Here is a 26,451-nt window from a genome sequence, read left to right as displayed (position 1 = left end):
CAGTATAGGTAGCGGCGCCATTATGCGTCAGTTTTATGACAGATTTATGAATAAGATGACCGCTATATGACCCGCGCGGTGGCCGTGTGACAACGCAAATTTGCGTTCGGTTATGTCCCTCATCTGCTTAATGTTTATAATCTGCTTTACGCTTTTTCGCCATGGAACCGCTATGCGCATCATTCACACTTCAGACTGGCATCTGGGTCAAAACTTCTACAGTAAAAACCGCGCCGCCGAACATGACGCTTTTCTCGACTGGCTGCTCGCCGCCGCCGAAACGCATCAGGTGGATGCCATTATTGTCGCAGGCGATATTTTTGATACCGGCTCCCCGCCAAGCTACGCCCGCGAGCTTTACAACCGCTTTGTGGTCAAACTCCAGCAAACGGGCTGCCAGCTTATCGTGCTGGCGGGAAACCACGATTCCGTGGCTACGCTGAATGAATCAAAAGAGATCCTCGCCTACCTGAAAACCACCGTGGTAGCCAGTGCAGGCACCCAGCCGTTCTTGCTAAAGCGCCGCGATGGCGAACCCGGTGCGGTTTTTTGCCCGGTGCCATTTTTACGCCCACGCGACATTACCGTTAGCCAGGCGGGGCTTTCCGGACAACAAAAACAGCAGCATTTACTCGCAGCAATCACCGATTACTATCAACAGCAATTTACTAAAGCCTGCGAACTACGCGGTGACAAACCACTGCCGATTATCGCCAGCGGCCATTTAACCACGGTGGGTGCCAGTAAAAGTGACGCGGTGCGTGATATTTATATCGGCACGTTAGACGCCTTCCCTGCACAAAATTTTCCCCCTGTGGATTACCTCGCGCTCGGCCATATTCATCGGGCGCAGAAGATTGGCGGCCAGGAGCATATCCGCTACTGCGGTTCGCCCATTGCGTTGAGTTTTGATGAAACCGGGAAAAGCAAAAGCGTCAATCTGGTGACATTCGCCGAAGGTAAACTCGCCGATGTCACGGCGCTGGAAGTTCCGGCAACCCAACCGTTAGCGGTGATCAAAGGTGATTTTGCTGAAATCTGCTGCCAGTTAGAACAGTGGCGCAATACGCCCGCAGAGCCACCCGTATGGCTGGATATCGAAATCGAAAGTCATGAATATCTGGCGGATATGCAGCGCAAAATCCAGCTGGTGACAGAAGATTTGCCGGTAGAAGTGCTGCTGGTGCGCCGCAGCCGCGAGCAGCGCGAACGAATTCTTTCCGGCGAGTTACGCGAAACCTTAAACGAATTAAAGGTGGAAGAGGTCTTCGCCCGTCGACTTGCGCTGGCAGAACTCGACGACACCCAAAATGCGCGGTTACACACGCTGTTTAGCGAAGCGCGCCAGGCGCTGGATGAGGAGAATGAGGCATGAAAATCCTGAGCCTGCGGCTAAAAAACCTGAACTCACTTAAAGGCGAGTGGAAAATAGACTTCACCGAAGAGCCGTTCGCCAGTAACGGTTTATTCGCCATTACCGGCGCGACCGGCGCGGGGAAAACCACCCTGCTCGACGCCATCTGCCTGGCGCTGTACCACGAAACACCGCGCCTGAGCACCCTTTCGCAATCGCAAAACGATTTAATGACCCGCGATACGGCCGACTGCCTGGCCGAAGTGGAGTTTGAAGTGAAAGGCGTCGCCTATCGCGCGTTCTGGAGCCAGAGCCGCGCCCGCGGGCTGCCGGATGGCAACCTGCAAGCCCCGCGCGTTGAGCTTGCGCTCTGCGCCGATGGCAAAATCCTTGCCGATAAAGTGAAAGACAAGCTTGAACTTACCGCCTCACTGACCGGGCTGGATTATGGCCGCTTTACCCGTTCTATGCTGCTATCGCAGGGGCAGTTTGCCGCGTTCCTCAATGCGAAACCGCGTGAACGCGCCGAGCTGCTCGAAGAGCTGACCGGCACCGAGATTTACGGCCAGATTTCCGCCATGGTGTTTGAAAAACATAAAGCGGCGAAAACCCGGCTGGAGCAGTTGCAGGCGCAGGCAAAAGGCGTGGAACTGCTTAACGATGAGCAGCACCAGCAGCTTACACAAAGTTTGCAGGCGCTTACTGACGAAGAGCAACGTTTGCTGGCAGGACAGCGCGACATACAGGCGCAGGCCAACTGGCTGAACCGCGACGCGGAGTTACGCGCCGCGCGCGGACGCGCCCAGGCCGCACTGGTACAGGCGCAGCAGGCGCTGGCCGGTGCCCAGCCGCAGTTAGCGGCGCTGGAACGTGCGCAACCGGCGCTACAATTGCGCCCGCTGTGGGACCGGCTTGAAGAGCAGCGTAAAGCGCTGGTTCGCACCCGCGCACAGAGCGAAGAAGTAAATACTCGCTTACATGCCAGCCTGTTACAGCGCGCACGCATTCGCTTTAGTGCCCAGCAGCAGCATGCAACATTGCGGAAAACGCAGAAAACACTGGAAAGCTGGCTTGTTGAGAACGCGCGATTTGAGCGCTGGCAGAACGAATTAACCGGCTGGCGTGTGTTGTTCAACCAGCTGGAAGAAGAGAAAAAACAGTGGCTCGGCCTGCAACAACGTGTGCAGACCCACGAGGCGAAACTGCGCACCTTGCCTGAGTCGACACTTGCAATGAGCGTGGAAGAGACGGCTGCGGCAATGGCGTTGTGCGCGCAAAACCGCCCGCTGCGCCAGCAACTTACCGCTCTGCATGCCCGTTTTGCTCCGCTGCGCAAACAGCTGACGCAGCGCCAGCAGAGCTTGCTTGATTTACGCGCCGAGCAGGAAAAGATCGGCGTTGAACTGGCGCGTAAACGTGAGTTGTATAAAGAGAAAAACCAGCTACTGACGGAAGTCACGACCATTTGCGAGCTGGAAAACCGCATCAAAGATCTGGAAAGCGAGCGCGCGCGTCTGCAACCGGGTCACCCTTGCCCGCTGTGTGGCGCAACCGAACATCCGGCGATTGCGCATTATCAAACCCTTGAGCCAGGCGTCAATCAGGCACGGCGCAGCGCGCTGGATCTCGAAGTGCGTCAGGTCAAAGAGGATGGCGTCGCGCTTGGCGAGCGGCTGAAAGGGCTGGCTGAACGCTACGAAAAAGACGAACGCGAAGTGAAAAACCTGCAACAGGAGGAGCAAAACTGGTTGCAGGAGTGGGCGAAAGCCTGCGCCGCGCTCAGCGTCACGCTGGAGCCGCATCGCGAACTCACCAGTTGGCAAAGCGCGCAGGATGCTTATGAACATCAGCTTTATTTGCTGAACCAGCGCCAGACATTGCAGTTGCAAATCAGCGAACTTCATCAACAAAGCGAACAGTATCAACACGTTGTGGTTGCCCGCCGTGAAAAACTGGCGACCACCCTGCAACAGCTGGATCTGGCCCTGCCGCCGGAAGGCGAAGAGGAGCCGTGGCTGGCGGCACGCACGCAGGAAGCCGAACAGTGGCAACATCAGCAGCAACAGCTCAGTGCGCTGCACGAAAAGATGGCACAACTCATGCCAATCCTCGACACGCTACCGGAAAGCGACAGTGCCAACGACGGGCAGACAGCAGCGCTGGAAGGCTGGCGGAAAGTACACGATGCCTGTCTTGCACTGCAAAGCCAGTGGCAAACCCTGCATCAGCAACTGGCGCAAGAGGAGCAAACCGCAGGCGCGCTGGAGCAACAATTTACCGAGGCGCTGGGAAAAAGCGTTTTCGCTGATCAGCAGGCCTTTCTCGACGCCCTGCTCACCGAACCTGAACGCCAGCGCCTTGAGCAGTTACGCCAGAAACTCGACAGCGAATGTCAGCAGAAACAGGCATTAGCGAACAGCGCTGAACAGGCATTGAGCGCACACCAGGCACAGCCGCCTGTGGCACTCGCCCCGGATGCCACGGTTGAAAGCATTGGCCTGGCGCTGGACGCGATGTCGCGCCAGCTTCGGGAAAATACCACCCGCCAGGGTGAATTCCGTCAACAGCTGAAGCAGGATGAAGACAACCGCAAGCGCCAGCAAAATGTCATGCAGGAGATGGCGCGTGCCAGCGTGCTGTATGACGACTGGGGCCATCTGAATGCGCTTATCGGCTCCAGAGAGGGAGATAAATTCCGCAAATTCGCCCAGGGTTTAACGCTGGATAACCTCGTCTGGCTGGCGAACAACCAGCTTAATCGCCTGCACGGACGTTATCTGCTGAAACGCAAGGAGAGCGATGCCCTGGAACTGGAGGTCGTCGACACCTGGCAGGCGGATGCGGTTCGTGATACGCGCACCCTTTCTGGCGGCGAGAGTTTTCTGGTCAGCCTGGCGCTGGCGCTGGCGCTCTCCGATCTGGTGAGTCATAAAACCCGCATCGACTCGCTGTTCCTCGATGAAGGCTTCGGCACGCTGGACAGCGAAACGCTGGACACGGCGCTGGATGCCCTTGACGCGCTGAACGCCAGTGGAAAAACCATCGGCGTGATTAGCCATGTGGAAGCGATGAAAGAACGCATCCCGGTGCAGATCAAAGTGAAGAAAATTAACGGGCTGGGCTACAGCAAGCTCGACGGGAAATTCGCGGTGCGTTAAAAATAAGGGCGCGTTCAACCGCGCCCTCGTTGTTTATTCGCCCTGCGGCCACAGCCGCGCCGCGCCGCGTACGCCGCTGGAATCGCCGTGCAGCGCTTTGCGGATCGGCGTTTCGCACTCACCGCCAAACACCCAGTTGCGCAGCAGAACCGGTACGGTCTGGTAAAGCCGCTCGACGTTACTCATGCCGCCGCCCAGCACAATCACATCCGGGTCAAGAATGTTCACCACATGCGCCAGCGATTTCGCCAGCCGCAGCTCGTACCGGCTAATCGCCAGTTCCGCCACCGCATCCTGTTCATCGACCAGACGCATGATCTCATTGCCCTTGAGCGCCTTGCCGCTAAGCCGCTGATAATCCGTGGCAAAGCCGGTGCCGGAAATAAAGGTTTCGATACAGCCCTGCTTGCCGCAATAACAGGGGACTTCGTTGCGATAGCGCAGCTCGTCCTCATCCATCCACGGCAGCGGATTGTGTCCCCACTCGCCTGCGGTGCCGTTACCGCCGATGTGCGCATGCCCGTTAAGCGCGACGCCGGAACCGCAGCCGGTGCCGATAATCACCGCGAACACCGTTTGCGCACCGGCTGCCGCGCCGTCCACCGCCTCGGAAACCGCCAGGCAGTTGGCGTCGTTTGCCAGCCTCACTTCGCGATTTAACCGCTGGCTCAAATCCTTATCGAACGGTTTACCGTTCAACCAGGTTGAATTGGCATTTTTCACCACACCGGTGTAGGGCGAAATTGAACCGGGAATGCCCATGCCCACCGTGCCGCGCTGCCCGGTCTCTTTTTCCGTGAGATCCACCAACGAGGCGATTAGCTCAATGGTCTGCCAATAGTCACGCGGCGTGGCCTGGCGATGGCGAAACAACTCTTCGCCTTGTTCACCCAGCGCAATGATTTCTGTTTTTGTACCACCTAAGTCGATACCGATACGCACATCAAACTCCTCATAGTGGACCACGCATTAGCAATGCAACGGCGGCGACAATTCGCTATCATGCCCGCTGCATTTAACGACAAGGCCGTGGAAAAAATCATGCTGTGGTTCAAAAATTTAATGGTATACCGTCTCAGCCGCGATGTTGCGCTGCGTGCGGAAGAGATGGAAAAACAGCTTGCCCCACTATCGTTTACTCCATGCGGTAGTCAGGATATGGCGAAAACCGGATGGGTTCCACCGATGGGTTCACACAGCGACGCGCTGACCCATAGCAACAACGGCCAGATTATTATCTGCGCGCGTAAAGAAGAAAAAATTCTGCCGACGCCGGTAGTCAAACAAGCGCTGGAAGCAAAAATTTCCCGTCTTGAAGCCGAGCAGGGTCGTAAGCTGAAAAAAACAGAAAAAGACTCGCTGAAAGACGAAGTGCTGCACTCCTTACTGCCGCGTGCGTTCAGCCGCTTCAGCCAGACCATGATGTGGATCGACACCGTGAATGGCCTGATTATGGTCGACTGCGCCAGCGCCAAAAAAGCGGAAGACACGCTGGCGCTGCTGCGAAAAAGCCTCGGCTCGCTGCCGGTGGTACCGCTGGCGATGGAAAATCCTATCGAACTGACGCTGACCGAATGGGTGCGTTCCGGTACGGTGGCGCAGGGTTTCCAGTTACTGGACGAAGCAGAACTGAAAGCGATGCTGGAAGATGGCGGCGTGATCCGTGCGAAAAAACAGGATCTGGTGAGCGATGAAATTGCCGTACACATTGAGGCGGGCAAAGTGGTCACTAAGCTGGCGCTCGACTGGCAGCAGCGTATCCAGTTCCTGATGTGCGATGACGGTTCCGTAAAACGCCTGAAATTCTGCGATGAGCTGCGCGATCAGAACGAAGATATCGATCGCGAAGATTTTGCCCAGCGCTTCGATGCCGATTTTATTCTGATGACCGGCGAACTGGCGGCGTTGATTCAAAACCTGGTGGAAGGCTTAGGCGGCGAAGCGCAGCGCTAACCTTTTCTCCACAGACAAACGCCCGGACTTTCCGGGCGTTTTGCATTACAGGTAACGGCAGAGGTAAGAACTCGGTTCCGCCACCTGTAAATGAAATTCGCTATGACCAGGTACGTTGAACACTTCACCCGCGGCGTAAGCTTTCCATTCGGTTTCGCCCGGCAGCAGCACATTCAGCGCGCCGCTTACCACCGTCATCTCTTCCGGCTGCGCGGTGCTGAAAGTGTATTCCCCTTCCGCCATAACCCCAACGCTGGCACGGCCAGTGCTGCTACTGGTAAAACCAATGGATTTCACTTTACCGGAAAAGTATTCGTTACTTTGAAGCATGAACTGGCCCTTAATAAAGAAAATGTATGGAAAAACACTATAGAGGCCGGGCTTTGCTTCTGTCACGAGAAATTCACACGATTGCAGGCCTAAACCAGCAGTTCAGATGCCAGCCGCGCGGCCAGCACATTCGACAGTAAAACGGGCACATCCAGCGCTTTTTGCAGCAAATCGCGGTGATACTGGTGGAAACCAAGGCAATCCAGCATCAGCACATCCGCACCGCGCTCAATAAGTCCTTTACCCGCTTCAATTAATTCATGTTCTGTCGCCAGGTAAGGATGAGCCAGCGCGTAATAAGGTTCATTTTCCAGCACTTGCCATTTTTTCTTTTGCTGCGCCATGAGTTCGGGAATGGGCACAATCACGCCTACCTGATGTCCGTCGACAATGGAAGCGACCAGCGGCGGAATAATGCGCTGCGGCTCAACCAAAATCGCGTTACGTGCAACGAAACCACGAATATCCGCCGTGCTCATCAACAAAATGACATCGTAGCCCTGGTTATCCAGCACTTCGATAACGCCCTGGAGATCGCGCTCCACTTTCTCGCGGGAAACCATCCCGAGGCTGTCATCGCTTAATCGTGTGGGAATGGCGTGCTCCCCGGCGTCTACGGCGTATTCACGGCGCACCTCTTCCGGATCCATTTTTCCCAGCAGGCTAAGATGGGTGATCTGCTCTTCTGAAACATGCTCCGCGAGGAGCGGAAAAATCTCTTTTACCGGAACCACACCAATAGTGAGGATCGCCAGGGACGCACTCATTTTTTACTTTCCGCCTTTCATCACTGCTTGTTCTTATTCGCTCTCAATCACGCCGTTATGATGGCTGTTGTGTAAAGAGAACATGCCACTCTCGTGTTCATATAAATTCCAGTAACCATAAAAGAGTAACCGCTGGCTAGTATTCAGCCAGTTTAAATATGTGACGTAGATCCATTTTTGTGATGTTCAGGAACTCATCCAGCCTGCAAGATCCGGCTTAACTTTTGTCCGGATCTTCATAACGCCGTTTGGCGTCCAGAGCTTCCTGCTCGGTGGGGTGTTCGCTAATTAAGGTATCCGGTTTCGGATGGTCGGCGCGCAGTTCATACCTGGTCACCGTCGGACCGTTCGCACCTTTTTCAACGGCGACAACACGGGCTTCACGCGGATATGGCGGTTTGGTCGGCATAGCTCTTCCTCATTTTGCGGGTCGAGCAATAAGTATAGACAAACGTTTCGCTAACTGGCGCGCGCCAGTTGCAATGCCGCCTCAATATCAGACACCACCTTATCCGGCGACTGCGCCGCATCCACCACATAATGCGCGGCTTCACGGTACAACGCATCGCGCTGCGCCAGCACCTCGCTAACTTCTTCGCTGATGGGCTTGCCGGTTAACGTCGGGCGCTGCCCTTCCTGAGGAAAGGCCTCCAGCCGGTCCGCCAGCACATCGACCGGCGCGCAAAGATAAATCACCACGCCGTGTTCGCGCATAAAGCGGCGGTTGTATTCGCGAAGGATAATTCCGCCGCCGGTCGCCACCACGCGTGATGGCGCGCTAACCGCTTCCAGCGCGGCGGTTTCCCGCGCACGAAAACCGTCCCACCCTTCTTGTTCAACAATCGCTGCGATGGTCTGTTGGGCGTTTTCCTGCAACCAGTAATCGGTATCGATAAACTGGCATTCCTGCGCCAGCGCCAGCGTCCGACCTACCGTTGTTTTACCGCAACCACGTGCGCCGATAAGAAAAATGGGGAGCGTCATGAGCAGGTGTTCCCTCCGGGTCCTGCACAGTGCAGGACGGAAAATAAGACAGCGATAATATCACCAAACTAGTACGAAATTCATCGTAAAATTAACGTTACACTTTTATGTCTGCGCCAATAAAATTTCACACGAAACCCGATTTAATCTGGGTTTCATCTGTAAAGATTCTATGGCAGTACGTGTCGCGGCAACCTTACTGAATGTAACACAGGCTGGCAAGCCCGCAAGGCGGCAAACAGTAACACATCATGCGGGGATGCGCAGAATTTACTCGCCCTGACGGCGCTTGTCGGCCAGCAACCATTTATCCAGCTCGGCAGCGAATTGCTGGCGATCCCGTTGTGACAGGCTGTCCGGGCCACCGGTCTGAATACCGCTGCTGCGCAGGGTATCCATAAAATCGCGCATCGTCAGCTTTTCGCGAATGGTGGCCTCGCTATAGCGTTCACCGCGCGGGTTCAGCGCCGCCGCGCCTTTTGCCAGCACTTCTGCCGCCAGCGGAATGTCCGCCGTGATCACCAAATCACCAGCTTCGCACAGCCGGACAATTTCATTGTCGGCAACGTCAAAACCCGCAGGCACTCTGATGGAACGGATCACCCGCGACGGCGGCACGCGCAGGTTTTGGTTCGCCACCAGCGTTAACGGCGTCTGTGTGCGCTCGGCGGCACGGAATAAAATCTCTTTAATTACGTTCGGACAGGCGTCCGCATCAACCCAAATCGCCATCGTTACTCCTTTCTGTTTGCGGCGCATTGTCGCTTTAATTTCCTGTCGGGGAAAGGAGAGATCCTTTCGCCCTCGCCACCAATCCACGTTAAGCTATATCGCACAAACATTTACAAGCAGAGAGGCGGATGTGATGGGGAAGAAAATCGGTTTTATCGGCTGCGGTAACATGGGAAAAGCGATTGTTGGCGGCTTGATTGCCAGCGGTCAGGTGCTGCCGGGGCAAATATGGGTGTATACCCCGTCGCCGGATAAAGTGGCTGCCCTGCATGACCAGTTTGGCGTGAACGCCGCGCAAAGCGCGCAGGAAGTGGCGCAGATTGCCGATATCGTCTTTGGCGCAGTCAAACCGAACATTATGGTGAAAGTGCTTAACGATATCGCCTCCAGCCTGAACAAAGAGACGCTGGTGGTCTCCATCGCCGCAGGCGTTACGCTTGATCAGTTAGCTCGCGCACTCGGCCATGACCGCAAAATCGTCCGCGCCATGCCCAACACCCCGTCGCTGGTGAACGCGGGTATGACCTCTGTGACGCCTAACGCGCTGGTCACCCCGGAAGATACCGCCGATGTGCTGAATATCTTCCGCTGCTTTGGTGAAGCGGAAGTGATTGCCGAACCGATGATCCACCCGGTGGTTGGCGTCAGCGGCTCTGCACCGGCGTATGTATTTATGTTTATCGAAGCGATGGCCGATGCCGCCGTACTGGGCGGGATGCCGCGCGCGCAGGCCTATAAATTTGCCGCGCAGGCGGTAATGGGCTCCGCGAAAATGGTACTGGAAACCGGCAAGCATCCAGGCGAGCTTAAAGATATGGTCTGCTCGCCTGGCGGCACCACCATTGAAGCGGTAAAAGTGCTGGAAGAGAAAGGTTTCCGCTCGGCGGTTATCGAAGCCATTGCCGCGTGTATGGCAAAGTCCGACAAACTCAGCAGCTAAAGCAATGCGCCACGCTCAACCGCGTGGCGCGATTTCTCAGGCCAGCATTTCGCTGGCGGCATGCAGGCTAATTGGTTGCTGCATCTTCAGCAGTAAACCCGCCGTTTCACTATACTCACCGCAGCTCAGCACCGCTTTCAGTATGCCTTCTTCGCCGTAGAGCACGGCAAAACGCTTATTATCAAACGATCCCAGCATTTTCATGCTGTCCCACTCGCGGGTATAACCGAGGTATTCAAAACGGTTACCGAAGTGAGTCGTCCAGAAAAAGGGCACCCGATCAAAAGTGTGCTGTTCGCCCAGCATATTCAGCGCGGCGAGCCGCCCTTGCTGCTGCGCCACACGCCAGTGTTCAATGCGACGACGCCCTTCCGGGGCCGGGTAGCTGGCAATATCCCCTACCGCCCAGACATCCGGTGCCGCGCTCAAGGTTTCATCCACCGTCAGGCTGCCATCTTTTTCATGAGGCAGATCGTGTGCCATATCAGTCACTGGCTTGACACCCGTGGCGAATACCACCACATGAGCTGGCATTGAACGACCATCTTTTAACGTGACGCTCTGCACATGGCCGTTCCCCTCCAGCGCCGCCGGTTCGCCGGTAACAAACTTCACGCCATTCTGTTTATGCAGATTCATAAAATACCGACCTACCTCTTCACCAAACTGCGGTACAAACGGCAGCGCATGGCGCGACAGCACTGTCACATCGATATCCTGATTACGCAGCGCCGCCGCCAGTTCCATGGCGATAAAACTATTACCGATCACGACCAGTTGCTGTTCCTGTTCGACTTCATTAAGCAAACGCTCAGCCTGGTGAATGCCACGCAGCACATGCACACCCGCCAGGTGGTTGCCGGGAATATCCGGCCACACTGGCTGCCCGCCGGTGGCCAGCAGTAGTTTGTCGAAGGTGATCTCTCGGCCACCGGCAAGCGTAAGCTGGTGAGCCTGGCAATCAATATTTGCCACCTCTTCACGCAGGCTTTCGACGCCGGGCTGGCTGTAAAAGGCGCTGTCCAGCAAGTGGGGGACTTCACTGATTTTCATTTTCCCCGCCGGAACGAATTTGCTCAACGCGGTGCGATCATAAGGCGCATCATCTTCTTTATCGATCAATACCAGGTGACCGTTAAATCCGGCATCACGCAGTGTTATCGCCGCCGCGCTGCCTGCCGCGCCAGTCCCGAGGATCACAGCGGTTTGTGGGCGCTCGCCACGGATAAGCGAGTGGCTGGCGGGAGAAAGTGGGCGCGGGTTCACCAGCACACGGTTTTGCTCAAGCATCACCGGATACTGCTTGAGGTTTTGCAGCGCCAGCGGTTCGCGCCATTCGCCATTGGTGATATCAAACGCGGCTTTATGCCACGGGCAGACCAATTTACCATCGCACACGGCGCCCTTCTCCAGCGGCCCGCCTGCGTGCGGGCATTTACTCTGAAAGGCGCGGACCTTTGCCCCGGTGCGGATAAGGATCATTGAGGTGCCCGCGACATCCACTTTAACCGGTTGGCTTTCCGGCAAGGCATTCAGTTCAGTAACGTATTGATAGTTCATCACTTTGCTCCCGTGTCAGTGTTGCGAAAACGGGCGTAACGCCAGACAGCGCACAACCACGAGGAAAAGGAAAAATAAAACGAAGCTTACAAAGTAAGCCTGGCAGAGATTAGCGGGCGGGCAAAAAGACGGGGAAAATTCCGAAAAGAGGGTGAGCAAACGCAATGCTCACCCGCTGCGTTATTGCGGTTTTTTCAGGCAACCGCTCATAAATTTACTGCGATCTTCGCCTTTCAGGGATTGTTGCGTCGCCTGGGCGTTACATTCACGCATCCGCTGCTGCTGCGGCGTCAGGCTTTTTTGTCCGGGCTCAGTTTTGGTGTTTTTCAGGCAGTCACTCATGTATTTCTTACGGGCATCTCCCGCCAGGGTTTGCGCCGTCGCCTGTTGATTGCAGAGGGTCATACGTTGTTGTTGCGGAGTCAGCGTTTTTTCGGCGGCGCTCAGCGCCGTGACAAACAGCAGACCGAAAACGAGGGTAACCAGTAATGTTATTTTCATAGCACCATCCTTCTCTTAATGTGCCTTTTAAGGATGGTACTAATTGGTGAAAAAACCACCCGGCAGCAAAGATTTACCGCCGGGAGGCTGTTACTTCAGATTCAGCGCTGCTTTCATGGTGTAGAACAGATCGGTCTGATCCGTCAGCCCCACCACATTGCCCGCATGCGGGCCGTAAGCCGCGATGCGAACCTGCGTTCCGGTATGTTCCATCGACTCCTCTTCCGAGTTGCCGTAAGTGATGGCCATTACCGCACCGTCTTTGGTATTCAGTGCCTGGCTTAAGCCTGGCGCTTTGGTATCTGTCGGAATGATCTGGCTGGCGTGGGCGTGATCCGCCGTCACGATCACCAGCGTATTGCCATCTTTTTTGGCAAATTCCAGCGCTTTCTGCACAGCTTCGTCGAGATCAACCGTTTCGCCGATCTGACCGCACGGGTTCGCCGCATGATCCTGTTTATCGATCGATGCGCCTTCTACCTGCAGGAAGAAGCCCTTCTCGTTTTTGCTCAGCAAATCAATGGCTTTTTCCGTCATCGCAGCCAGTGTTGGTACGCTGTCGGTGCGTTTCGCGTTTGGCGTACAAGTCACGGCAGGTTTATCAAGGTTACCGTGCAGCGAGGCTTTTGGCCCTTCCCAGCGCACCGGCATATTGCCGTCGGAGAACAGCCCCAGCAGCGGTTTATCCTGGTTCGCTTCGGTGATCGCAGCAAGCGTGGAGGCATCACCGACCAGTTGGTAGCCGCGCGCCTGCGCTTGTTCGCGCAGCGTTTTCCCTTTCCACTCACCAGCGGTAGCGGTTTCGCTAAAGGTTTTCGCGCCGCCGCCCAACGTAACATCCGCGCGGGCGTTCAGCAGTTGTTCGGTAATCGACCCTTTACCGCCTTTTTCCAGCGCGTTGAGCGCACACTTCTCACTGGTCACCGTCGGACCGTAGCAGCGGCGTGAGATAACGTGAGAAACCAGCGCGGCGGGCGTAGCATCTTGCAGTTCCGCAGTGGAAACGTTGCCCGTTGCCAGTCCGGCGGCTTTGGCCATCTCCAGAATGGTGGTGTGATCTTTATCGTGAATGTCGACGCCGAGCGCGCCGTTATAGGTTTTCACACCGGTGCTCCAGGCCGTGGCCGATGCGGCGGAGTCGGTGACGTAATCCGGTTTGCCGGTTTTTTTGTCCAGCGAATAGTGCGTGTACTGGCCGGTAAGCGGCAATGCATCAATACCTTTGAAAAATCCGCCTGCCCCTTCGGCATAATTTCGCGCGGCGGTAATTTCGGAATCACCCATACCATCGCCAATCAGCAAAATAATATTTTTGGCGGGCTTATCAATGAGGGAATCACGCAACGCAGCGGTTTGGTCGCCAGTTAAACGGCGGGCTCCGCCAGGCGTGGAAATATCCCCCTGAGCAGCACGATTATCAAGAACCGGTGCCGACGTCGTTTCGGCATAAATAGCAGGGGTAAACATCAGAGGTAATAATGCAAGAAATAATGCGCTCTGTTTCACTTTAATATTCTCCATGTACAAATACTTAAAGAAAATAAAACAGAGCGACTATAGGTAGCGTAGATGACAGTGATATGACAGTGCAGGCAGCGCGTCAGAGGTTTAGCTGCGCGGGTGCCTTAAAAGCTTTTTTACGTACTGTTGCAGCAACTCCGCGTCCTGATGGGTAACGTGAGTCCCCGGCCGGGCTTCTTCCAGCGCGCCTTCGATACTCTGAATTAACGCCTGTTGTTCCGTCGTCGCCATCTGGCGCAGCAGCGCGGTCACCACGATTTCCAGCGCTTCAACCTGAGCGATCAGTTCTTTCGACTCTTCTTCTTTTTCTGCCAGCTTGACCAATAACTCTGCAATGAGATTTTTCATAGCGCTATTTCCTTACGAGATTTCGAAGACGTTAGCATTGAGTTTTGATGTTGCAAAGTGGATACATGTATTATTTTTGCGGATTTTCTCACAACACTTAATAGCCATTTAAAAAAAAGGGTTAACGAAACGTTTCTCCCGCTTCGATGGCAAATCTTTTGAGTGGCTTAGCGATAAATAAAAAGAAGCTCCTGGCTTATTTGCATAAGAAAAAACAATAGTAAGGCCGAAGCAGACTTATATTATTTCGGCCCTGTTGCGTTAGCGTTTTACCCGGCGAAACGCCAGCAGTAATTGCCAGAGATTAATAAACACCACCACAGCCGTGGCGGCAAATACCCAACGGAAACCCGCCATCGCGGATACGGTGGCTCCCATCAGCGGCCCGGCAACATTTCCAAGATACATAAACGATTGGTTGTAACCGAAAATACGCCCGGTGACCTGATCGCTGGAGTATTTCAGCAACAGCGTCTGCACGGCGGGCAGCATCGCGCCATCCGCGAAGCCCAACATAAAGCGCAAGATCCCAAGCTGGAGCGGCGACGTGACAAACGACATGGCGAAAAATAGCACCACGGCCACCGCCATCGTCGCCATTAAAATACGCGATGTACCAATGCGATCGCCCAGTTTGCCGAGGCGCGGCGCGGAAATCAGCGCCGAGACACCGGGCACAGCGGCGATAAGCCCGCTGAGAAAAGCAATATTCGTGGTGTGCGGCGACAAAGATTGAATAAACAGCGCCAGAATCGGGCCAATAGAGCCGTTGCACAACTGAATCACCATGGTGGTGATAAACAAACTGATGACCAGCGCCGGGTACGGCAAGGTAGAGAACACCGCTTTGCCGCTCAGACGATCGCCCTTTTTCACGGTCGGCCTGACGCCCTCTTTAATTAAAAACAGCGTGACGAGGAAACTCACGATCAGCAATATCGCCGTAATGAGGAACACCATGCGCAGCCCCACATGGTCGGCAAGAAAACCGCCCATCAGCGGCCCGCCAATTACGCCGCTTATCTGTGCCGTGGAGAGCGTACTTAGCGCCCAGCCGCTGCGCTCGCGCGGCACCTGCGAGGCCACCAGTGCCATCGCATTCGGAATATAACCAGACGTCAGCCCCATCACCCCGCGCAGAATCAACAGTTGCCACACATTGGTGGCAAACGCCTGTAACAGAATCGCGATCGCCATCCCTAACGAGGCGCGCAACAGCATCAGTTTGCGCCCTTTCCTGTCCGCCAGGCTGCCCCACATGGGCGAAACAATCGCCGAAACCAGAAAGGTGATACTGAACGTTAAGCCTGACCACATCGACAGCGCTTCATGGGACGTCACGCCCAGTTGCGCAACATATAACGGCAAGAACGGCAGAATTTGGCTAATGGCCAGACCGGTGAAAAAGCAACCGAACCAGACCGAAATAAGATTGACCTTCCAGGATTCCATAAGTACGCGTAATTATTGAGGTTTCGACAAACAGCGCACAGGTTAACAAGAATGCGCCAGCGATGGGTCACCAGAGATGCGGTTATGACAATTTCGGTATTTTATCTGTCAGCTTGCGTTTCACGCCGCCGCCGGGAAGAAAAACCCCATTATTCACAGTGGATTATGCTTAGCGACAGAGGCCAAAGCCGCGCATGCCAAGATGAAAATGGTTGGCGTGAGCCGCGTTGTACTCCGGCCCAAGGCCGTTACCGTAATAGCCGCAACTGGCGCTTAACATTGCCCGCAGCCACGGCTGTGTTCGCGCCTGCCGCCAGCCTTTCAGCACCGTCACCGACTGACCATTCGCCAGGCGAAAACCACTGAGATCCAGCGCTTCTGCACTGGCGTGCTCGCTACGCCTGGCATCAGCGCGGTTGTAGATATTGCGACACGCATAGCTGCCAAGATGATCGATACGCGTAAGCTGGCTGCCCATAAAGCGCTCAGTGAGTGGCCGCGCTTGTTGCTCAACAAACAGCGCGGAACTGAGCGCCAGCGGGCAACTGGCGAGAAAACTGCTGCTCAGTTTAACCGCCCCAAAGTCGCGTACCCGCACGACATGGGTTAATGGGCAATCTCCGGCGCTGTCGGCAACCGCGATGGAGGAGATTAACCGCTGCTGATTCGCCTGCGACAATAATTCCGCACAGGCTTGCGGTGGCAAACGGCGCAGTTTGAACTGCGTGATGCGCCCGGGCGGGTCACTAAGCTGTAATGGTGCAAACGGGTTGTAGTAAGACGGCAACGCGCGGTAGCCAACCCAAATCACTGCCAGAAGAATGCACAAAACAATCAGCCCTTTCCCGCTCACGTCACCTCCTTCTGGTTTCCAGAAAACATTATGGCAGAAGGCCGCGAATCGTGCGTTTTGACGTGCTATGGTATGTGCTTTGTGAATTCAGTGTGAGTGAACGGAGAAATGGCAAAACTGCGGGTAGGGGTCGTCTTTGGCGGCAAATCAGCGGAACATGAAGTGTCGTTACAGTCGGCGAAAAATATCGTCGACGCCATGGATAAATCACGCTTTGACGTGGTGCTGCTGGGGATCGATAAACAGGGGCAGTGGCATGTCAGCGATGTGAATAATTACCTGCTAAACGCCAGCGATCCGGCGCGTATCGCCTTAAACCCCTCGGAAAATAGCGTGGCGCTGGTGCCAGGGATCCAACAGCAGCAACTGATCCAGGCAGAAAACAGCACACCGCTTCCGAATGTCGATGTGATCTTCCCGATTGTTCACGGCACGCTGGGCGAGGATGGTTCATTGCAGGGCATGCTGCGTCTGGCGAACTTGCCGTTTGTCGGCTCCGACGTACTCGCCTCTGCGGCCTGCATGGATAAAGATGTCACCAAGCGCCTGTTGCGCGACGCCGGGCTTTCCATCGCCCCATTTATCACGCTCACCCGCGCCAATCGCGAGCAGATTAGCTTCAGCGATGTGCAAGCCCAACTCGGTTTGCCGCTGTTTGTTAAACCCGCCAACCAGGGTTCCTCCGTGGGCGTCAGTAAAGTAACAAATGAAACGCAGTACCACGCTGCGGTCAACCTGGCGTTTGAATTCGATAAAAAAGTGGTTGTTGAAACCGGCATCAAAGGCCGCGAGATCGAATGCGCGGTGTTGGGCAATGACGAGCCGCAAGCCAGTACCTGTGGCGAAATCGTGCTTAACAGCGAGTTTTACGCGTACGACACCAAATACATCGATGAAAACGGCGCCAAGGTAGTTGTGCCCGCCAACATTGATCCGGCAATCAACGATAAAATCCGCGGCATTGCCGTGCAGGCTTATCAGACGCTGGGTTGTGAAGGCATGGCGCGCGTAGATGTGTTCCTGACGCCGGAAAACGACGTGATCATCAACGAGATCAACACGCTGCCAGGGTTCACCAATATCAGCATGTACCCGAAACTGTGGCAGGCGAGCGGCATTGGTTATAGCGAGTTAATCACGCGCCTGATTGAGCTGGCCGTTGCGCGCCATCAGGTCAACAGCGCGCTGAAAATTACCGTTAACAGCTAATCACTGCGGTTTATCCGCCGTCTCCTCGTCTTCCGGACGGCGGCGGATAATCAAACCAGCCAGCCAGAAACCAATCACCCAGGTCACCAGCCCCACCGCGTAGGTTTGCCAGCCTTTGGCTTCAAACCCCAGCAGCCCGACCACGCCATTCAGAATAAATATCAACCCAATCGCAAACGCGTAATAGTGCCAGTCACGGCGGATTTTTACAGGCAGCTTCATGACAACTCCGGCAGTCAAAACGGCATCATCGCACAACCGCCGTTTACCGTCTGTGGCGTATGCGGAAATTCTTAAATGTTACCAAAGTAATTAAAACGTTACAGAAATGTGAGCGCCGGCAAAAATCATCCAACTGGAATCATTCCCGGGGCGAAATTATCACCATTCTGATGTTGACAAAGCGGTACAACTGCCAAAATTACCGTCAGTTGAGGCCACGCGCCAACTAAATCGAGCGTTAAAAAGTAAAAAGTACCGGAGGTCTTATGGCTGACTTTACTATGTCAAAACCCTTTAAGGGCGCAAAACAACGTGACACCTCCAGACCGGGTAATATTGCTTACGCCGTATTCGTACTACTCTGCTTCTGGGCGGGTGCGCAGCTGCTGAACCTGCTGGTGCATGCACCAGGCGTGTTCGAGCATCTGATGCAAGTGCAGGACACCACCCGCCCGCACGTAGAAATGGGAATGGGCGTAGGCACGATTTTCGGTCTTGTGCCTTTCCTCGCGGGAAGCGCCCTGCTCGGTGTCATCTTCCTTATCTTACGCTGGCGGCACCACCATTCGCGCTAGTTCTGCACCATGCAGGCGGCCCGACGATCGTCGACGCGCTTCGCAAACCATGCTGTTGTCAGGTTGCGCGTGATCTTCGGGCTTTCCAGCTTGATCCCCGGCAGTACTTCTCTTGGCAGTGTTTTGCCGCTTTTCTTCTCGGCCAGTCGATAAACTTCGCGATACAGTTTGGTCTCTTCCAGCCTGTCGCTGTCTCCACGTTCCAGCTGCCGACGGATATCCCGATCGCTCATGCCAAGCGAAGCGCCCAGTTTGCGCGCGGCTAATTCCGTCGTACCGGCATCGCTGCTGCCGTACAAAATCAGATCGCCGTCGAGCGCCAGTTTCACGCCGGTCGCTTTGCTGATGGCATTCTGAAATGCCGCGTTACGGCTGGCGTACAGCCCGGCGTTAAAATCGGCGAAACGGTAAATGGGTGCGGTGTACTTGGCCGGGTAATTGAGCAGATGATAGGTGCCAAACCATAGTCCACCGCGGCGGCTAAAGACCTCCTGGCGCACGGTGCCTTCCATTTTCCACGGATAACCGTCCGTATGCTGCTCGGCAAAGGCGACGCTAATCTGCATCGGCCCGCCGGTGCGCACCGGGTTAAGCGAACCAAACAGTTTCTGCCCCATCGGCACCATGCCAATGAAGTCATCAAAAATAGCGCTAAGCTCTTTTTCCGTACGCACTTTGTCTAACCGTTCGCTGTAGCTTTTACCATTCGGCGACGGGATTTTCAGCGCGGTATGCACCAGCATCGTTGGGATGTGCATCCGCTCAGCGCGCTTATCGATCTCTTTCCAGGCGATTTTATTCAGCCCCGGCACCACCGGATCAGACTGGTAATTGGATTCCTGCTGCGCCACAGCCAGTACCGAGCAAATGTTCTCCAGCGTCGGCGACAACTTCTGGCTGCTAAAGGTCGTCGCCAGATCCTGCGCCCAGCCTTCGCGATCTTTCACGCTGGCGGGGATGGTTCGCCGCACCACGCTTGCGACATCCATCGGCTTGTTCTGCTGTTGTTCCAGCGCTTTTTCTTTTTCAGCGTCGGCTTCTTTTTGCGAAAGCGTACCCTGCGTACTACATCCGGCGAGAATCAACGTCGCCAGCAACCAGCCAAAACGGGGGACGTAAACCATAACGTTCCTTGTGTTAACCAAAAATAGGAGGCACAGGCTGGATCTCCTGCCCATCCAGTTCACGCTCAAAACTGCGTAAACGTTTATAGATAGACATCAGCTCCACCAGCGTTGTCCAGGAAGAGATCAAATACTGGAACGAACTGCGCACCTGCTCGAATACGTTGGTTATCTGGCGCATCAGACCGAAAGTGATAGCCCCGGCGGCAATCGTCGGGAACAGCACAATCAGGCCAACCACCACATCAACCTGCATGTACAGGATACGGGCGATATTGAAATACATATAGTGAAAATAGAGCCGGAAATAGTTACGGCGCACGGCGGCGAACAGCTCCGCAACGGTATGCGGTCTGGCGCGCTCGGCATCATCTTCACCGTAGACCAGCTCTTTACGGTAAGCCGCTTCCACGCGCTGATTTTTAAACGCCAGCCCCGGCAGTTTGATGCCCACAAACGCCAGCAGCACGGTGCCGAGCAACGCCCAGCCCACGGCGGCAATCACCAAACCATAAGCGATATGTCCGACCACCGGTATCTCTTGTACATGCGGCGATAACGCCACCAGCACTGGCAAAAAAGCTATCAACGTCATGATGGCGTTAATAAAACTGGTGCCCATATCTTCAAGCGTCGAGGCGAAACGCATGGTGTCTTCCTGCACGCGCTGCGCTGCACCTTCGATATGGCGCAAACGATCCCAGCGCGCCATATAGTATTCGTTCATCGCCGTGCGCCAGCGGAACACATAGTGGCTGACGAAAAAGTTATTGAGCACCGCCACCGTTACGGCAATCAGCGCGATCCACAAAAACACGCCAATCTCGCTATACAACTGGCTTATGCTGACTTTATTCGGCGCACTGAGTGCAGTCTGGATAAGATCGTAAAACGGTTGATACCACGCGTTAATGGCGACGTTCACTTCCACCAAAAACCAGGTCACGAAGATAATTAACGCGGTGCCGAGAATCGACCAGCGCTGCCAGCGATGCGGCGAGAGGGTAAACCAGAACAGCGCAAAAACGCCGACACAAAGCAGATAGTAGGCATAAAACAGCAGATAGCCTGGGCTCCAGAAACGCGCGGCGCTAATCGGCACATCCGCAGACGCGCCGGTGAGGCGCATCAACCACGCTTCACCACCAGCCTGCCAGAAAACCACGGTAATCGCGGTCCAGATGAACACCGACAAAAAGAACAACGCCGGTTTTGGAAAGAAGGACTTAAACATAATGCTCTCCTGCTCACTTCTTATTATTTACGACAAATGCTGTGCATCACTGTCTGTAAGCCCCTGAATGGGCCGCGACAAAAAAAGCGCCGCGAAGCGCGGCGCCGTCTGGTTAAATCTGACCTGAGGTTAACGCCTTAGTTCGTTTGCCATTCGTGAAGAATTGTTTCGACGGGTTTCACTAACACCGGGTTGCCAGGCACCATTAACGTGCGCCACACCTCGTTATAGTGATCGATTAACACCGTGGCCTGCGCCGCCGGGCGATTCGCCGTGGTGTGCGCATCTTGCGCGACGGTAATGGCGTAACCACGGCTGGCACCGTTTTTCAGCGTGGTATCCACGCAGTAATCGGTGGCGCACCCGCACATCACAAAAGCGCGGATGTCATGCTCACGCAACACACTTTCGAGCGTGGTGTGATAAAACGCATCACAGGCGGTTTTGGTGACATACAGCGTGTTCGCCGGCTGCGTCAGCTCCGGCAAAAGAGCAAACCCGTCGCTCCCCTCTTCCAGCCCGCCCGCTTCGGCGTGTTGAATAAAAATTACCGTGTCCGCTGCCGCGGTGAGTTGGTTAATGCGCGCCACGCATTGCTCACGCTGAATACGCTCTGTGGCAAACACGCCGTTTTGCATATCCACCACCATCACTACCCGTTGACTTGCCATTACCTGACTCCTGAGTGTGGGAAAGAAAGAGGTTATCACAGCCGCCTTACGCCAAAGTCATAGGGAAAAAATTTCATATTTACCCATCGTTACGTATTAGGGCGAAATAACACGCTTATTGGTGCTTTGCATCGAAACGCCGGGTAGTATAAATATCCTCTATCGTTCCCATTCTTATATGGATCCCCTTCGTTGAAACGTTGTCTGCTTTTCTCCGCGTTGCTCTGCGCGCTGAGTATGACCAGCGCCCGTGCGGCGCAACAATCTCCCGATCCGGTATTTGCCTCTGACATTGTCGATCGTTACGCCAATCACATCTATTACGGTAGCGGTGCGACCGGGATGGCAATGGTGGTCATCGACGGTAACCAGCGCGTGTTCAGAAGTTTTGGTGAAACCCGTCCGGGCAACAATGTACGCCCGCAGCTGGATTCGGTTATCCGTATTGCGTCGCTCTCCAAGCTGATGACCAGCGAAATGCTGGTGAAACTGCTCGATCAGGGCCGGGTGCGTCTCGACGATCCATTAAGCAAATATGCGCCACCTGGCGCACGCGTGCCGACCTACGAAGGCACGCCAATCAAGCTGGTGAACCTCGCGACCCACACCAGCGCGCTGCCGCGTGAGCAGCCCGGCGGCGCGGCGCACCGTTCGGTATTTGTCTGGCCAACGCGCGAGCAGCGCTGGAGCTGGCTTTCCACCGCAAAGTTAAAAACCGCACCGGGCGCGCAGGCGTCTTACTCCAACCTGGCCTTTGACCTGCTGGCCGATGCGCTTTCTCAGGCGGCCGGAAAACCTTATCCGCAGCTGTTTGAAGAGCAGATAACCCGTCCGCTGGGGATGAAAGACACCACCTTTACGCCGTCGCCGGATCAGTGCAAGCGACTGATGGTGGCGGAAAAAGGCACCAGCCCATGCGACAACACGCTGGCGGCGATTGGCAGCGGCGGCGTTTACTCCACGCCAGGCGATATGATGCGCTGGATGCAGCAGTTCCTCTCGTCCGATTTCTACACCCGCAACAGCCAGGCCGATCGTATGCAAACGCTGATCTACCCGCGTAATCAGCTCACCAAAGTGATCGGCATGGATGTCCCCGGCAAAGCCGACGCGCTGGGTCTTGGCTGGGTCTATATGGCACCGAAAGACGGTCACCCAGGCATCATCCAGAAAACCGGCGGCGGCGGCGGTTTCATCACCTATATAGCGATGGTGCCGCAGCATAACGTCGGCGTCTTTGTGGTGATGACCCGCTCACCGCTGACGCGCTTTACCAGCATGAGCGACGGCGCGAATGACCTGGTCAGCGAGCTGAGCAACAATAAACCGCTGGTGGTTCCGGCCTCCTGATGCGGCAAAAGGCAGGCGGTTTGCCGTCTGCCTTCCCCTTTTAACAGCGATTTTGGTAAAACAGCCCGCCACCTTTTCGGCTACAATGCCGCCATCTGTTCCACAAACATCAGGCATACCATGACCGATTTAATTACTCGTCCCCGCCGTCTGCGCAAATCGCCTGCGCTGCGCGCCATGTTTGAAGAGACAACACTGAGCAAAAACGACCTGGTGTTGCCGATCTTTGTTGAAGAAGAGCTCGACGATTACAAAGCCATCGCCGCTATGCCGGGCGTGATGCGCATTCCGGAAAAGTATCTGGCGCGCGAAATCGAACGCATCGCCAACGCCGGGATCCGCTCAGTGATGACCTTTGGCATTTCGCATCACACCGATGACACGGGCAGCGATACCTGGCAGGAAAACGGCCTGGTGGCGCGGATGTCGCGCATCTGCAAAGAGACAGTGCCGGAAATGATCGTTATGTCCGACACCTGTTTTTGTGAATACACCTCGCACGGCCACTGCGGTGTGCTGTGCGATCACGGCGTGGATAACGACGCCACCCTGATTAATCTCGGTAAACAAGCGGTGATTGCCGCCGCGGCGGGCGCCGATTTCATTGCGCCATCAGCGGCGATGGACGGCCAGGTGCAGGCGATCCGCCGTGCGCTGGATGCGGCGGGCTTTACCGATACCGCGATCATGTCCTATTCGACTAAGTTCGCCTCGTCCTTCTACGGCCCGTTCCGCGAAGCAGCGGGCACGGCGCTGAAAGGCGATCGTAAAACCTACCAGATGCACCCGATGAACCGCCGCGAAGCGATTCGCGAGTCGCTTATCGATCAGGCTGAAGGCGCAGATTGCCTGATGGTGAAACCAGCAGGCGCTTATCTTGATATCCTGCGTGATATTCGCGAGCGCACCGAACTGCCGCTGGGCGCTTATCAGGTGAGCGGCGAATACGCGATGATCAAGTTTGCCGCTCAGGCAGGCGCGATTGATGAAGACAAAGTGGTCCTGGAAAGCCTGGGTGCGATTAAACGCGCCGGCGCGGATTTAATTTTCAGCTATTTCGCCCTCGATCTCGCCGAACGCGGCATCCTCTGAACAAAGCGGGCCTGGCCCGCTTTTTTTGCCTTTGCTTCTGATTCTCCTCGCGTCTTTAAAGTGTCATTTATTCATTGTAATGAAATGTAAGCGTCATCTTCTCCCTTTACTGTCATCGGCAAGACGGGAGGAGGAATCACCATGTTTAGTCTCGACAATGTACTTGAGGATCTCTGGCCACAGGCCAGGCCAGCACCCTGGCAAAAAAATCTGCTCAGACGCCTGCTCTATGAGCAAGAGTTTCAGCAGTTCGCCGCACACCACCCCCACCTGAAAGGGCTGGATATGGTGGAACAAGTACTTGAACATCTACAAATCCGCTGCACCATTCCCGCTCACTGCCTCGAACAAATCCCTGAACATGGCCCGCTGGTCATCATTTCTAACCATCCGACAGGCACGCTCGACGGGCTGGCGCTGATGTACGCCGTTTCCCGCGTACGCCGAGATGTGAAAGTGGTCACCAACCGCATGCTGTCGCACCTTGAGCCGCTCAGTTCGCTGTTTATTCCAGTGGATAATATGGGCGGTCGCACGCGCAAATCCTCATTGCAGCAAATGGAAAACCATCTGCAAGGCGGCGGCGTGTTGATCTTCTTCCCGGCCGGAGAAGTCTCGCGCATGACGCGCAAAGGCATTCGCGACAAAGGCTGGCACGCCGGGTTTATTAAACTGGCCAGCAAATTCCGCACCCCGTTGCTGCCGGTGTGGATTGACGCGCGCAACAGCGCCCTGTTCTACGCCAGCGCGATGGTCTCTGAAACCCTGCCCTTTTTACTACTGATGCAGCAGATGTTTCGCCGGCGCGACAGCGCGCTGCCGATCAAAATCGGTGAACGTATTCCCTGGGACAGCTGGCATACGCCGCAGCTCGCGCCGCGCGAGCTGGCCGATAAGTGTCGCAAACATGTCCTGCGTCTTGGCAAGGGATTGCCCGGCCCCTTCAAAACCGAGTGTGCCATCGCACGTCCGGAAGAGCGCATTACGCTGCGCCGGGAGCTTAACAACGCCGAATGCCTCGGTCGCACCGCTGATGGCAAGGTCATCTATCTGTGGCAGCGTAAAGGGCAGGAAGATGCGCCGCTGCTACGCGAGCTTGGGCGATTGCGTGAAATCGCCTTCCGCGCGGTGGGCGAAGGCAGCGGTAAACGTCGTGATACGGATAAATATGACGACGATTACCTGCATCTGATTTTGTGGGATGACGCGGATCTGGAAATTGTCGGCGCTTACCGTTTTATGCCAACCGCGCAGCAAATGGCGGCGCGCGGCGTTGAAGGGTTATACAGCCACAGCCTGTTCCATTACGACGATCGCATGGCGGATGTGCTGCGCCACGGCATTGAACTGGGGCGCAGCTTTATTCAGCCGCGCTACTGGGGACGTCGCGGGCTGGATTATCTGTGGTCGGGCATTGGTGCCTATCTGGCGCGTTATCCGCAGTATCGCTACCTGTTTGGCCCGGTCTCTATTTCCGGTGGCATGCCGCCTGCGGCGCGCGATCTGCTGGTGGCGTTCTACCGCCTGTGGTTCCCGGCAACCTGGCCGCTGGCGTCATCGCGCCGCCCGTGGCCAGCCAGTATGCCGGAAGTGCTGGCGCAATTTACCGGCGATGACTACACCGAAGATCTGACGCGGCTGAAATCGCTGCTGGGAAACCTGGGCTGCGGCATTCCGCCGCTATATAAACAATATTCCGAACTGTGTGAGCCTGGCGGCGTGCAATTTATCGATTTCGGCTGCGACCCGGATTTTAATAACTGCGTGGATGGCCTGGTGCTGGTGGATTTAACGCACCTGAAAGCGAACCGCTACGAGCGTTATATTGCTGCACATCTGCCCCAGCCGGAAACAGAAACGGCATAAAGTATGCCGGCACAAAATACAAAAGCCGTCGCGTTATGCGTGACGGCTTTTTAACGGATCCTGTCAGCCATGCACCAGCCGCAACTGTGCTCGTCGGCTATTTAAACGAGGGTTGTCGGTAAAAATGACATATAAAATGGGTCGCCAGGCCATGACATCCTCCTTTGTTAAATATCATCCTGGGTTTGGCTGAAAATTATTGTGTCAAACTAAAGTGCCAGACAATTCAGGTCAACCCATTATTCCGGATTAGATTTAACATCAGGTTATTACGATAATGATATGTGTTGCGCCTCACAAAAAACAAAATAAATCACGCTGTAAAATCAACATGTTAACTTATTGTGAATTACGCCATTTAAATAACACACCGTTACTCTAATTAAAGCCCGATATGACAAAAAAAGGGGTAAGAATAGTCGGATTTAAATTTCCAGTTATTCCCTATAACATTTCCAGAAATCGGGCTATCGCCTTTTTTTATTAACCCATCGGCAATTAATTTCACCTTAAGCAGCATTTTCGCCAGTTTCACCATTGCAGGGCAACCTGCACCAGAATCCGATCTGCCACGGTGCAAACCCTGCATCATTTCAAAACCACAATCATCTAACTATTTAATTAACCAAAGAATATATCTCCTGGCATCGCCTTT

The 26,451-nt window shown here is 55.1% G+C and carries 26 protein-coding genes; 9 read left to right on the top strand and 17 right to left on the bottom strand.

Translation table 11 applies throughout. The features are described 5' to 3' along the window. Window positions 1–172 precede the first annotated feature (172 nt). Window positions 173–1,375, top strand: a complete 1,203-nt coding sequence (gene sbcD / locus ACFX4U_RS11190) for an exonuclease subunit SbcD (protein ID WP_313506406.1) — start codon at window positions 173–175, stop codon at window positions 1,373–1,375. Continuing rightward, on the top strand, window positions 1,372–4,512 hold the full coding sequence (gene sbcC / locus ACFX4U_RS11185) for an exonuclease subunit SbcC (protein WP_313506405.1): 3,141 nt from the start codon (window positions 1,372–1,374) through the stop codon (window positions 4,510–4,512). Before sbcD ends, sbcC begins: the two co-directional genes overlap by 4 nt. Before the next feature lie 33 nt (window positions 4,513–4,545). On the opposite strand, the gene mak is transcribed toward sbcC, so the two are convergent. Further along, entirely contained in the window at window positions 4,546–5,454 is a 909-nt protein-coding gene (gene mak / locus ACFX4U_RS11180; protein ID WP_313506404.1) for a fructokinase, read from the bottom strand. A gap of 99 nt (window positions 5,455–5,553) precedes the next feature. Here mak and rdgC point away from each other — a divergent pair, with 99 nt between their 5' ends. Further along, window positions 5,554–6,465 carry a recombination-associated protein RdgC gene (rdgC, locus tag ACFX4U_RS11175; RefSeq protein WP_044489799.1) on the top strand — a complete coding sequence of 304 codons (912 nt, stop codon included), beginning with the start codon at window positions 5,554–5,556 and terminating at the stop codon, window positions 6,463–6,465. Window positions 6,466–6,510: 45 nt separating this feature from the next. Here the strand turns inward: rdgC and ppnP are convergent, their stop codons facing one another. From ppnP to ACFX4U_RS11150, 5 genes are all read right to left on the bottom strand, one after another. Next, a complete protein-coding gene (ppnP, locus tag ACFX4U_RS11170) occupies window positions 6,511–6,795 on the bottom strand; it encodes a pyrimidine/purine nucleoside phosphorylase (protein ID WP_017458829.1) in 285 nt (94 codons plus the stop codon). 89 nt (window positions 6,796–6,884) lie between these two features. Next, window positions 6,885–7,562 carry an AroM family protein gene (locus ACFX4U_RS11165; RefSeq protein WP_313506403.1) on the bottom strand — a complete coding sequence of 226 codons (678 nt, stop codon included), beginning with the start codon at window positions 7,560–7,562 and terminating at the stop codon, window positions 6,885–6,887. 217 nt (window positions 7,563–7,779) lie between these two features. Then, complete coding sequence (locus ACFX4U_RS11160; protein WP_313506402.1) at window positions 7,780–7,971, bottom strand: YaiA family protein; 192 nt, start codon at window positions 7,969–7,971, stop codon at window positions 7,780–7,782. A gap of 50 nt (window positions 7,972–8,021) precedes the next feature. Continuing rightward, entirely contained in the window at window positions 8,022–8,546 is a 525-nt protein-coding gene (gene aroL / locus ACFX4U_RS11155; RefSeq protein ID WP_313506401.1) for a shikimate kinase AroL, read from the bottom strand. Window positions 8,547–8,816: 270 nt separating this feature from the next. Then, window positions 8,817–9,278 (bottom strand): YaiI/YqxD family protein, encoded by a 462-nt coding sequence (locus tag ACFX4U_RS11150; RefSeq protein WP_305736970.1) that lies wholly within the window; start codon window positions 9,276–9,278, stop codon window positions 8,817–8,819. Between the two features lie 133 nt (window positions 9,279–9,411). On the opposite strand from ACFX4U_RS11150, the gene proC reads away from it, so the two are divergent. Further along, a complete protein-coding gene (gene proC, locus ACFX4U_RS11145) occupies window positions 9,412–10,218 on the top strand; it encodes a pyrroline-5-carboxylate reductase (protein WP_313506400.1) in 807 nt (268 codons plus the stop codon). Window positions 10,219–10,254: 36 nt separating this feature from the next. On the opposite strand, the gene ACFX4U_RS11140 is transcribed toward proC, so the two are convergent. The 6 genes from ACFX4U_RS11140 to ACFX4U_RS11115 all read right to left on the bottom strand — a co-directional run bounded on the left by ACFX4U_RS11140 (window position 10,255) and on the right by ACFX4U_RS11115 (window position 16,453). Continuing rightward, window positions 10,255–11,778 carry an FAD-dependent oxidoreductase gene (locus ACFX4U_RS11140; protein WP_305736971.1) on the bottom strand — a complete coding sequence of 508 codons (1,524 nt, stop codon included), beginning with the start codon at window positions 11,776–11,778 and terminating at the stop codon, window positions 10,255–10,257. Window positions 11,779–11,958: 180 nt separating this feature from the next. Next, window positions 11,959–12,279, bottom strand: coding sequence for a phosphate starvation-inducible protein PsiF (gene psiF, locus ACFX4U_RS11135; protein ID WP_020456720.1), 321 nt, complete (start codon window positions 12,277–12,279; stop codon window positions 11,959–11,961). A 90-nt stretch (window positions 12,280–12,369) separates the two neighbouring features. Beyond that, the gene (gene phoA, locus ACFX4U_RS11130; RefSeq protein ID WP_313506399.1) at window positions 12,370–13,800 is read right to left on the bottom strand and encodes an alkaline phosphatase; all 1,431 of its coding nucleotides are present in this window, start codon (window positions 13,798–13,800) and stop codon (window positions 12,370–12,372) included. A gap of 87 nt (window positions 13,801–13,887) precedes the next feature. Continuing rightward, complete coding sequence (gene iraP / locus ACFX4U_RS11125; protein WP_313506398.1) at window positions 13,888–14,148, bottom strand: anti-adapter protein IraP; 261 nt, start codon at window positions 14,146–14,148, stop codon at window positions 13,888–13,890. A 261-nt stretch (window positions 14,149–14,409) separates the two neighbouring features. After that, window positions 14,410–15,600 carry a multidrug efflux MFS transporter gene (locus ACFX4U_RS11120; protein ID WP_045509319.1) on the bottom strand — a complete coding sequence of 397 codons (1,191 nt, stop codon included), beginning with the start codon at window positions 15,598–15,600 and terminating at the stop codon, window positions 14,410–14,412. A gap of 169 nt (window positions 15,601–15,769) precedes the next feature. Beyond that, the gene (locus tag ACFX4U_RS11115; protein ID WP_313506397.1) at window positions 15,770–16,453 is read right to left on the bottom strand and encodes an extensin family protein; all 684 of its coding nucleotides are present in this window, start codon (window positions 16,451–16,453) and stop codon (window positions 15,770–15,772) included. Window positions 16,454–16,561: 108 nt separating this feature from the next. Between ACFX4U_RS11115 and ddlA the strand changes: the two genes are divergently transcribed. Continuing rightward, window positions 16,562–17,662, top strand: a complete 1,101-nt coding sequence (ddlA, locus tag ACFX4U_RS11110; RefSeq protein ID WP_313506396.1) for a D-alanine--D-alanine ligase — start codon at window positions 16,562–16,564, stop codon at window positions 17,660–17,662. On the opposite strand, the gene ACFX4U_RS11105 is transcribed toward ddlA, so the two are convergent. Further along, window positions 17,663–17,884, bottom strand: a complete 222-nt coding sequence (locus ACFX4U_RS11105; RefSeq protein ID WP_017458816.1) for a DUF2754 domain-containing protein — start codon at window positions 17,882–17,884, stop codon at window positions 17,663–17,665. It lies immediately after the preceding gene. A gap of 266 nt (window positions 17,885–18,150) precedes the next feature. Between ACFX4U_RS11105 and ACFX4U_RS11100 the strand changes: the two genes are divergently transcribed. After that, window positions 18,151–18,459 (top strand): DUF2755 family protein, encoded by a 309-nt coding sequence (locus ACFX4U_RS11100; protein ID WP_017458815.1) that lies wholly within the window; start codon window positions 18,151–18,153, stop codon window positions 18,457–18,459. On the opposite strand, the gene ACFX4U_RS11095 is transcribed toward ACFX4U_RS11100, so the two are convergent. From ACFX4U_RS11095 to ACFX4U_RS11085, 3 genes are all read right to left on the bottom strand, one after another. Continuing rightward, window positions 18,456–19,583 (bottom strand): DUF1615 domain-containing protein, encoded by a 1,128-nt coding sequence (locus tag ACFX4U_RS11095; protein WP_313506395.1) that lies wholly within the window; start codon window positions 19,581–19,583, stop codon window positions 18,456–18,458. The genes ACFX4U_RS11100 and ACFX4U_RS11095 overlap by 4 nt on opposite strands. A 13-nt stretch (window positions 19,584–19,596) precedes the next feature. Then, a complete protein-coding gene (sbmA, locus tag ACFX4U_RS11090) occupies window positions 19,597–20,817 on the bottom strand; it encodes a peptide antibiotic transporter SbmA (RefSeq protein WP_313506394.1) in 1,221 nt (406 codons plus the stop codon). Window positions 20,818–20,954: 137 nt separating this feature from the next. Further along, entirely contained in the window at window positions 20,955–21,488 is a 534-nt protein-coding gene (locus tag ACFX4U_RS11085; RefSeq protein WP_313506393.1) for an isochorismatase family protein, read from the bottom strand. A gap of 192 nt (window positions 21,489–21,680) precedes the next feature. On the opposite strand from ACFX4U_RS11085, the gene ampH reads away from it, so the two are divergent. From ampH to ACFX4U_RS11070, 3 genes are all read left to right on the top strand, one after another. Beyond that, window positions 21,681–22,838: a D-alanyl-D-alanine-carboxypeptidase/endopeptidase AmpH gene (gene ampH, locus ACFX4U_RS11080; protein ID WP_313506392.1), complete on the top strand. Its 1,158-nt coding sequence runs from the start codon at window positions 21,681–21,683 to the stop codon at window positions 22,836–22,838. Between the two features lie 120 nt (window positions 22,839–22,958). Further along, window positions 22,959–23,930, top strand: coding sequence for a porphobilinogen synthase (gene hemB / locus ACFX4U_RS11075; RefSeq protein WP_313506391.1), 972 nt, complete (start codon window positions 22,959–22,961; stop codon window positions 23,928–23,930). Window positions 23,931–24,071: 141 nt separating this feature from the next. Further along, entirely contained in the window at window positions 24,072–25,796 is a 1,725-nt protein-coding gene (locus tag ACFX4U_RS11070; RefSeq protein WP_313506390.1) for a GNAT family N-acyltransferase, read from the top strand. Between the two features lie 382 nt (window positions 25,797–26,178). On the opposite strand, the gene ACFX4U_RS11065 is transcribed toward ACFX4U_RS11070, so the two are convergent. Further along, window positions 26,179–26,388, bottom strand: coding sequence for a hypothetical protein (locus ACFX4U_RS11065; protein WP_305736977.1), 210 nt, complete (start codon window positions 26,386–26,388; stop codon window positions 26,179–26,181). Window positions 26,389–26,451 lie beyond the last annotated feature (63 nt).

Origin of the sequence: Kosakonia sp. YIM B13588 (assembly GCF_042788165.1) — a bacterium.
In the GTDB taxonomy this organism is placed as follows: Bacteria; Pseudomonadota; Gammaproteobacteria; order Enterobacterales; family Enterobacteriaceae; genus Kosakonia; species Kosakonia sacchari.
The sequence above is the reverse complement of the archived record's forward strand: the minus strand, read 5'-3'. Positions and strand labels throughout refer to the sequence as shown.

Coding starts and splice junctions, on each gene's coding strand:
- sbmA (WP_313506394.1), bottom strand. CDS start 20,817: ATGTTTAAGTCCTTCTTTCCAAAACCGGCGTTGTTCTTTTTGTCGGTG.
- rdgC (WP_044489799.1), top strand. CDS start 5,554: ATGCTGTGGTTCAAAAATTTAATGGTATACCGTCTCAGCCGCGATGTT.
- proC (WP_313506400.1), top strand. CDS start 9,412: ATGGGGAAGAAAATCGGTTTTATCGGCTGCGGTAACATGGGAAAAGCG.
- ACFX4U_RS11140 (WP_305736971.1), bottom strand. CDS start 11,778: ATGAACTATCAATACGTTACTGAACTGAATGCCTTGCCGGAAAGCCAA.
- ACFX4U_RS11085 (WP_313506393.1), bottom strand. CDS start 21,488: ATGGCAAGTCAACGGGTAGTGATGGTGGTGGATATGCAAAACGGCGTG.
- phoA (WP_313506399.1), bottom strand. CDS start 13,800: ATGGAGAATATTAAAGTGAAACAGAGCGCATTATTTCTTGCATTATTA.
- ACFX4U_RS11105 (WP_017458816.1), bottom strand. CDS start 17,884: ATGAAGCTGCCTGTAAAAATCCGCCGTGACTGGCACTATTACGCGTTT.
- ppnP (WP_017458829.1), bottom strand. CDS start 6,795: ATGCTTCAAAGTAACGAATACTTTTCCGGTAAAGTGAAATCCATTGGT.
- hemB (WP_313506391.1), top strand. CDS start 22,959: ATGACCGATTTAATTACTCGTCCCCGCCGTCTGCGCAAATCGCCTGCG.
- iraP (WP_313506398.1), bottom strand. CDS start 14,148: ATGAAAAATCTCATTGCAGAGTTATTGGTCAAGCTGGCAGAAAAAGAA.
- ACFX4U_RS11100 (WP_017458815.1), top strand. CDS start 18,151: ATGGCTGACTTTACTATGTCAAAACCCTTTAAGGGCGCAAAACAACGT.
- ACFX4U_RS11150 (WP_305736970.1), bottom strand. CDS start 9,278: ATGGCGATTTGGGTTGATGCGGACGCCTGTCCGAACGTAATTAAAGAG.
- ddlA (WP_313506396.1), top strand. CDS start 16,562: ATGGCAAAACTGCGGGTAGGGGTCGTCTTTGGCGGCAAATCAGCGGAA.
- ACFX4U_RS11095 (WP_313506395.1), bottom strand. CDS start 19,583: ATGGTTTACGTCCCCCGTTTTGGCTGGTTGCTGGCGACGTTGATTCTC.
- ACFX4U_RS11120 (WP_045509319.1), bottom strand. CDS start 15,600: ATGGAATCCTGGAAGGTCAATCTTATTTCGGTCTGGTTCGGTTGCTTT.
- sbcD (WP_313506406.1), top strand. CDS start 173: ATGCGCATCATTCACACTTCAGACTGGCATCTGGGTCAAAACTTCTAC.
- sbcC (WP_313506405.1), top strand. CDS start 1,372: ATGAAAATCCTGAGCCTGCGGCTAAAAAACCTGAACTCACTTAAAGGC.
- ACFX4U_RS11160 (WP_313506402.1), bottom strand. CDS start 7,971: ATGCCGACCAAACCGCCATATCCGCGTGAAGCCCGTGTTGTCGCCGTT.
- psiF (WP_020456720.1), bottom strand. CDS start 12,279: ATGAAAATAACATTACTGGTTACCCTCGTTTTCGGTCTGCTGTTTGTC.
- ACFX4U_RS11070 (WP_313506390.1), top strand. CDS start 24,072: ATGTTTAGTCTCGACAATGTACTTGAGGATCTCTGGCCACAGGCCAGG.
- aroL (WP_313506401.1), bottom strand. CDS start 8,546: ATGACGCTCCCCATTTTTCTTATCGGCGCACGTGGTTGCGGTAAAACA.
- ACFX4U_RS11165 (WP_313506403.1), bottom strand. CDS start 7,562: ATGAGTGCGTCCCTGGCGATCCTCACTATTGGTGTGGTTCCGGTAAAA.
- ACFX4U_RS11065 (WP_305736977.1), bottom strand. CDS start 26,388: ATGATGCAGGGTTTGCACCGTGGCAGATCGGATTCTGGTGCAGGTTGC.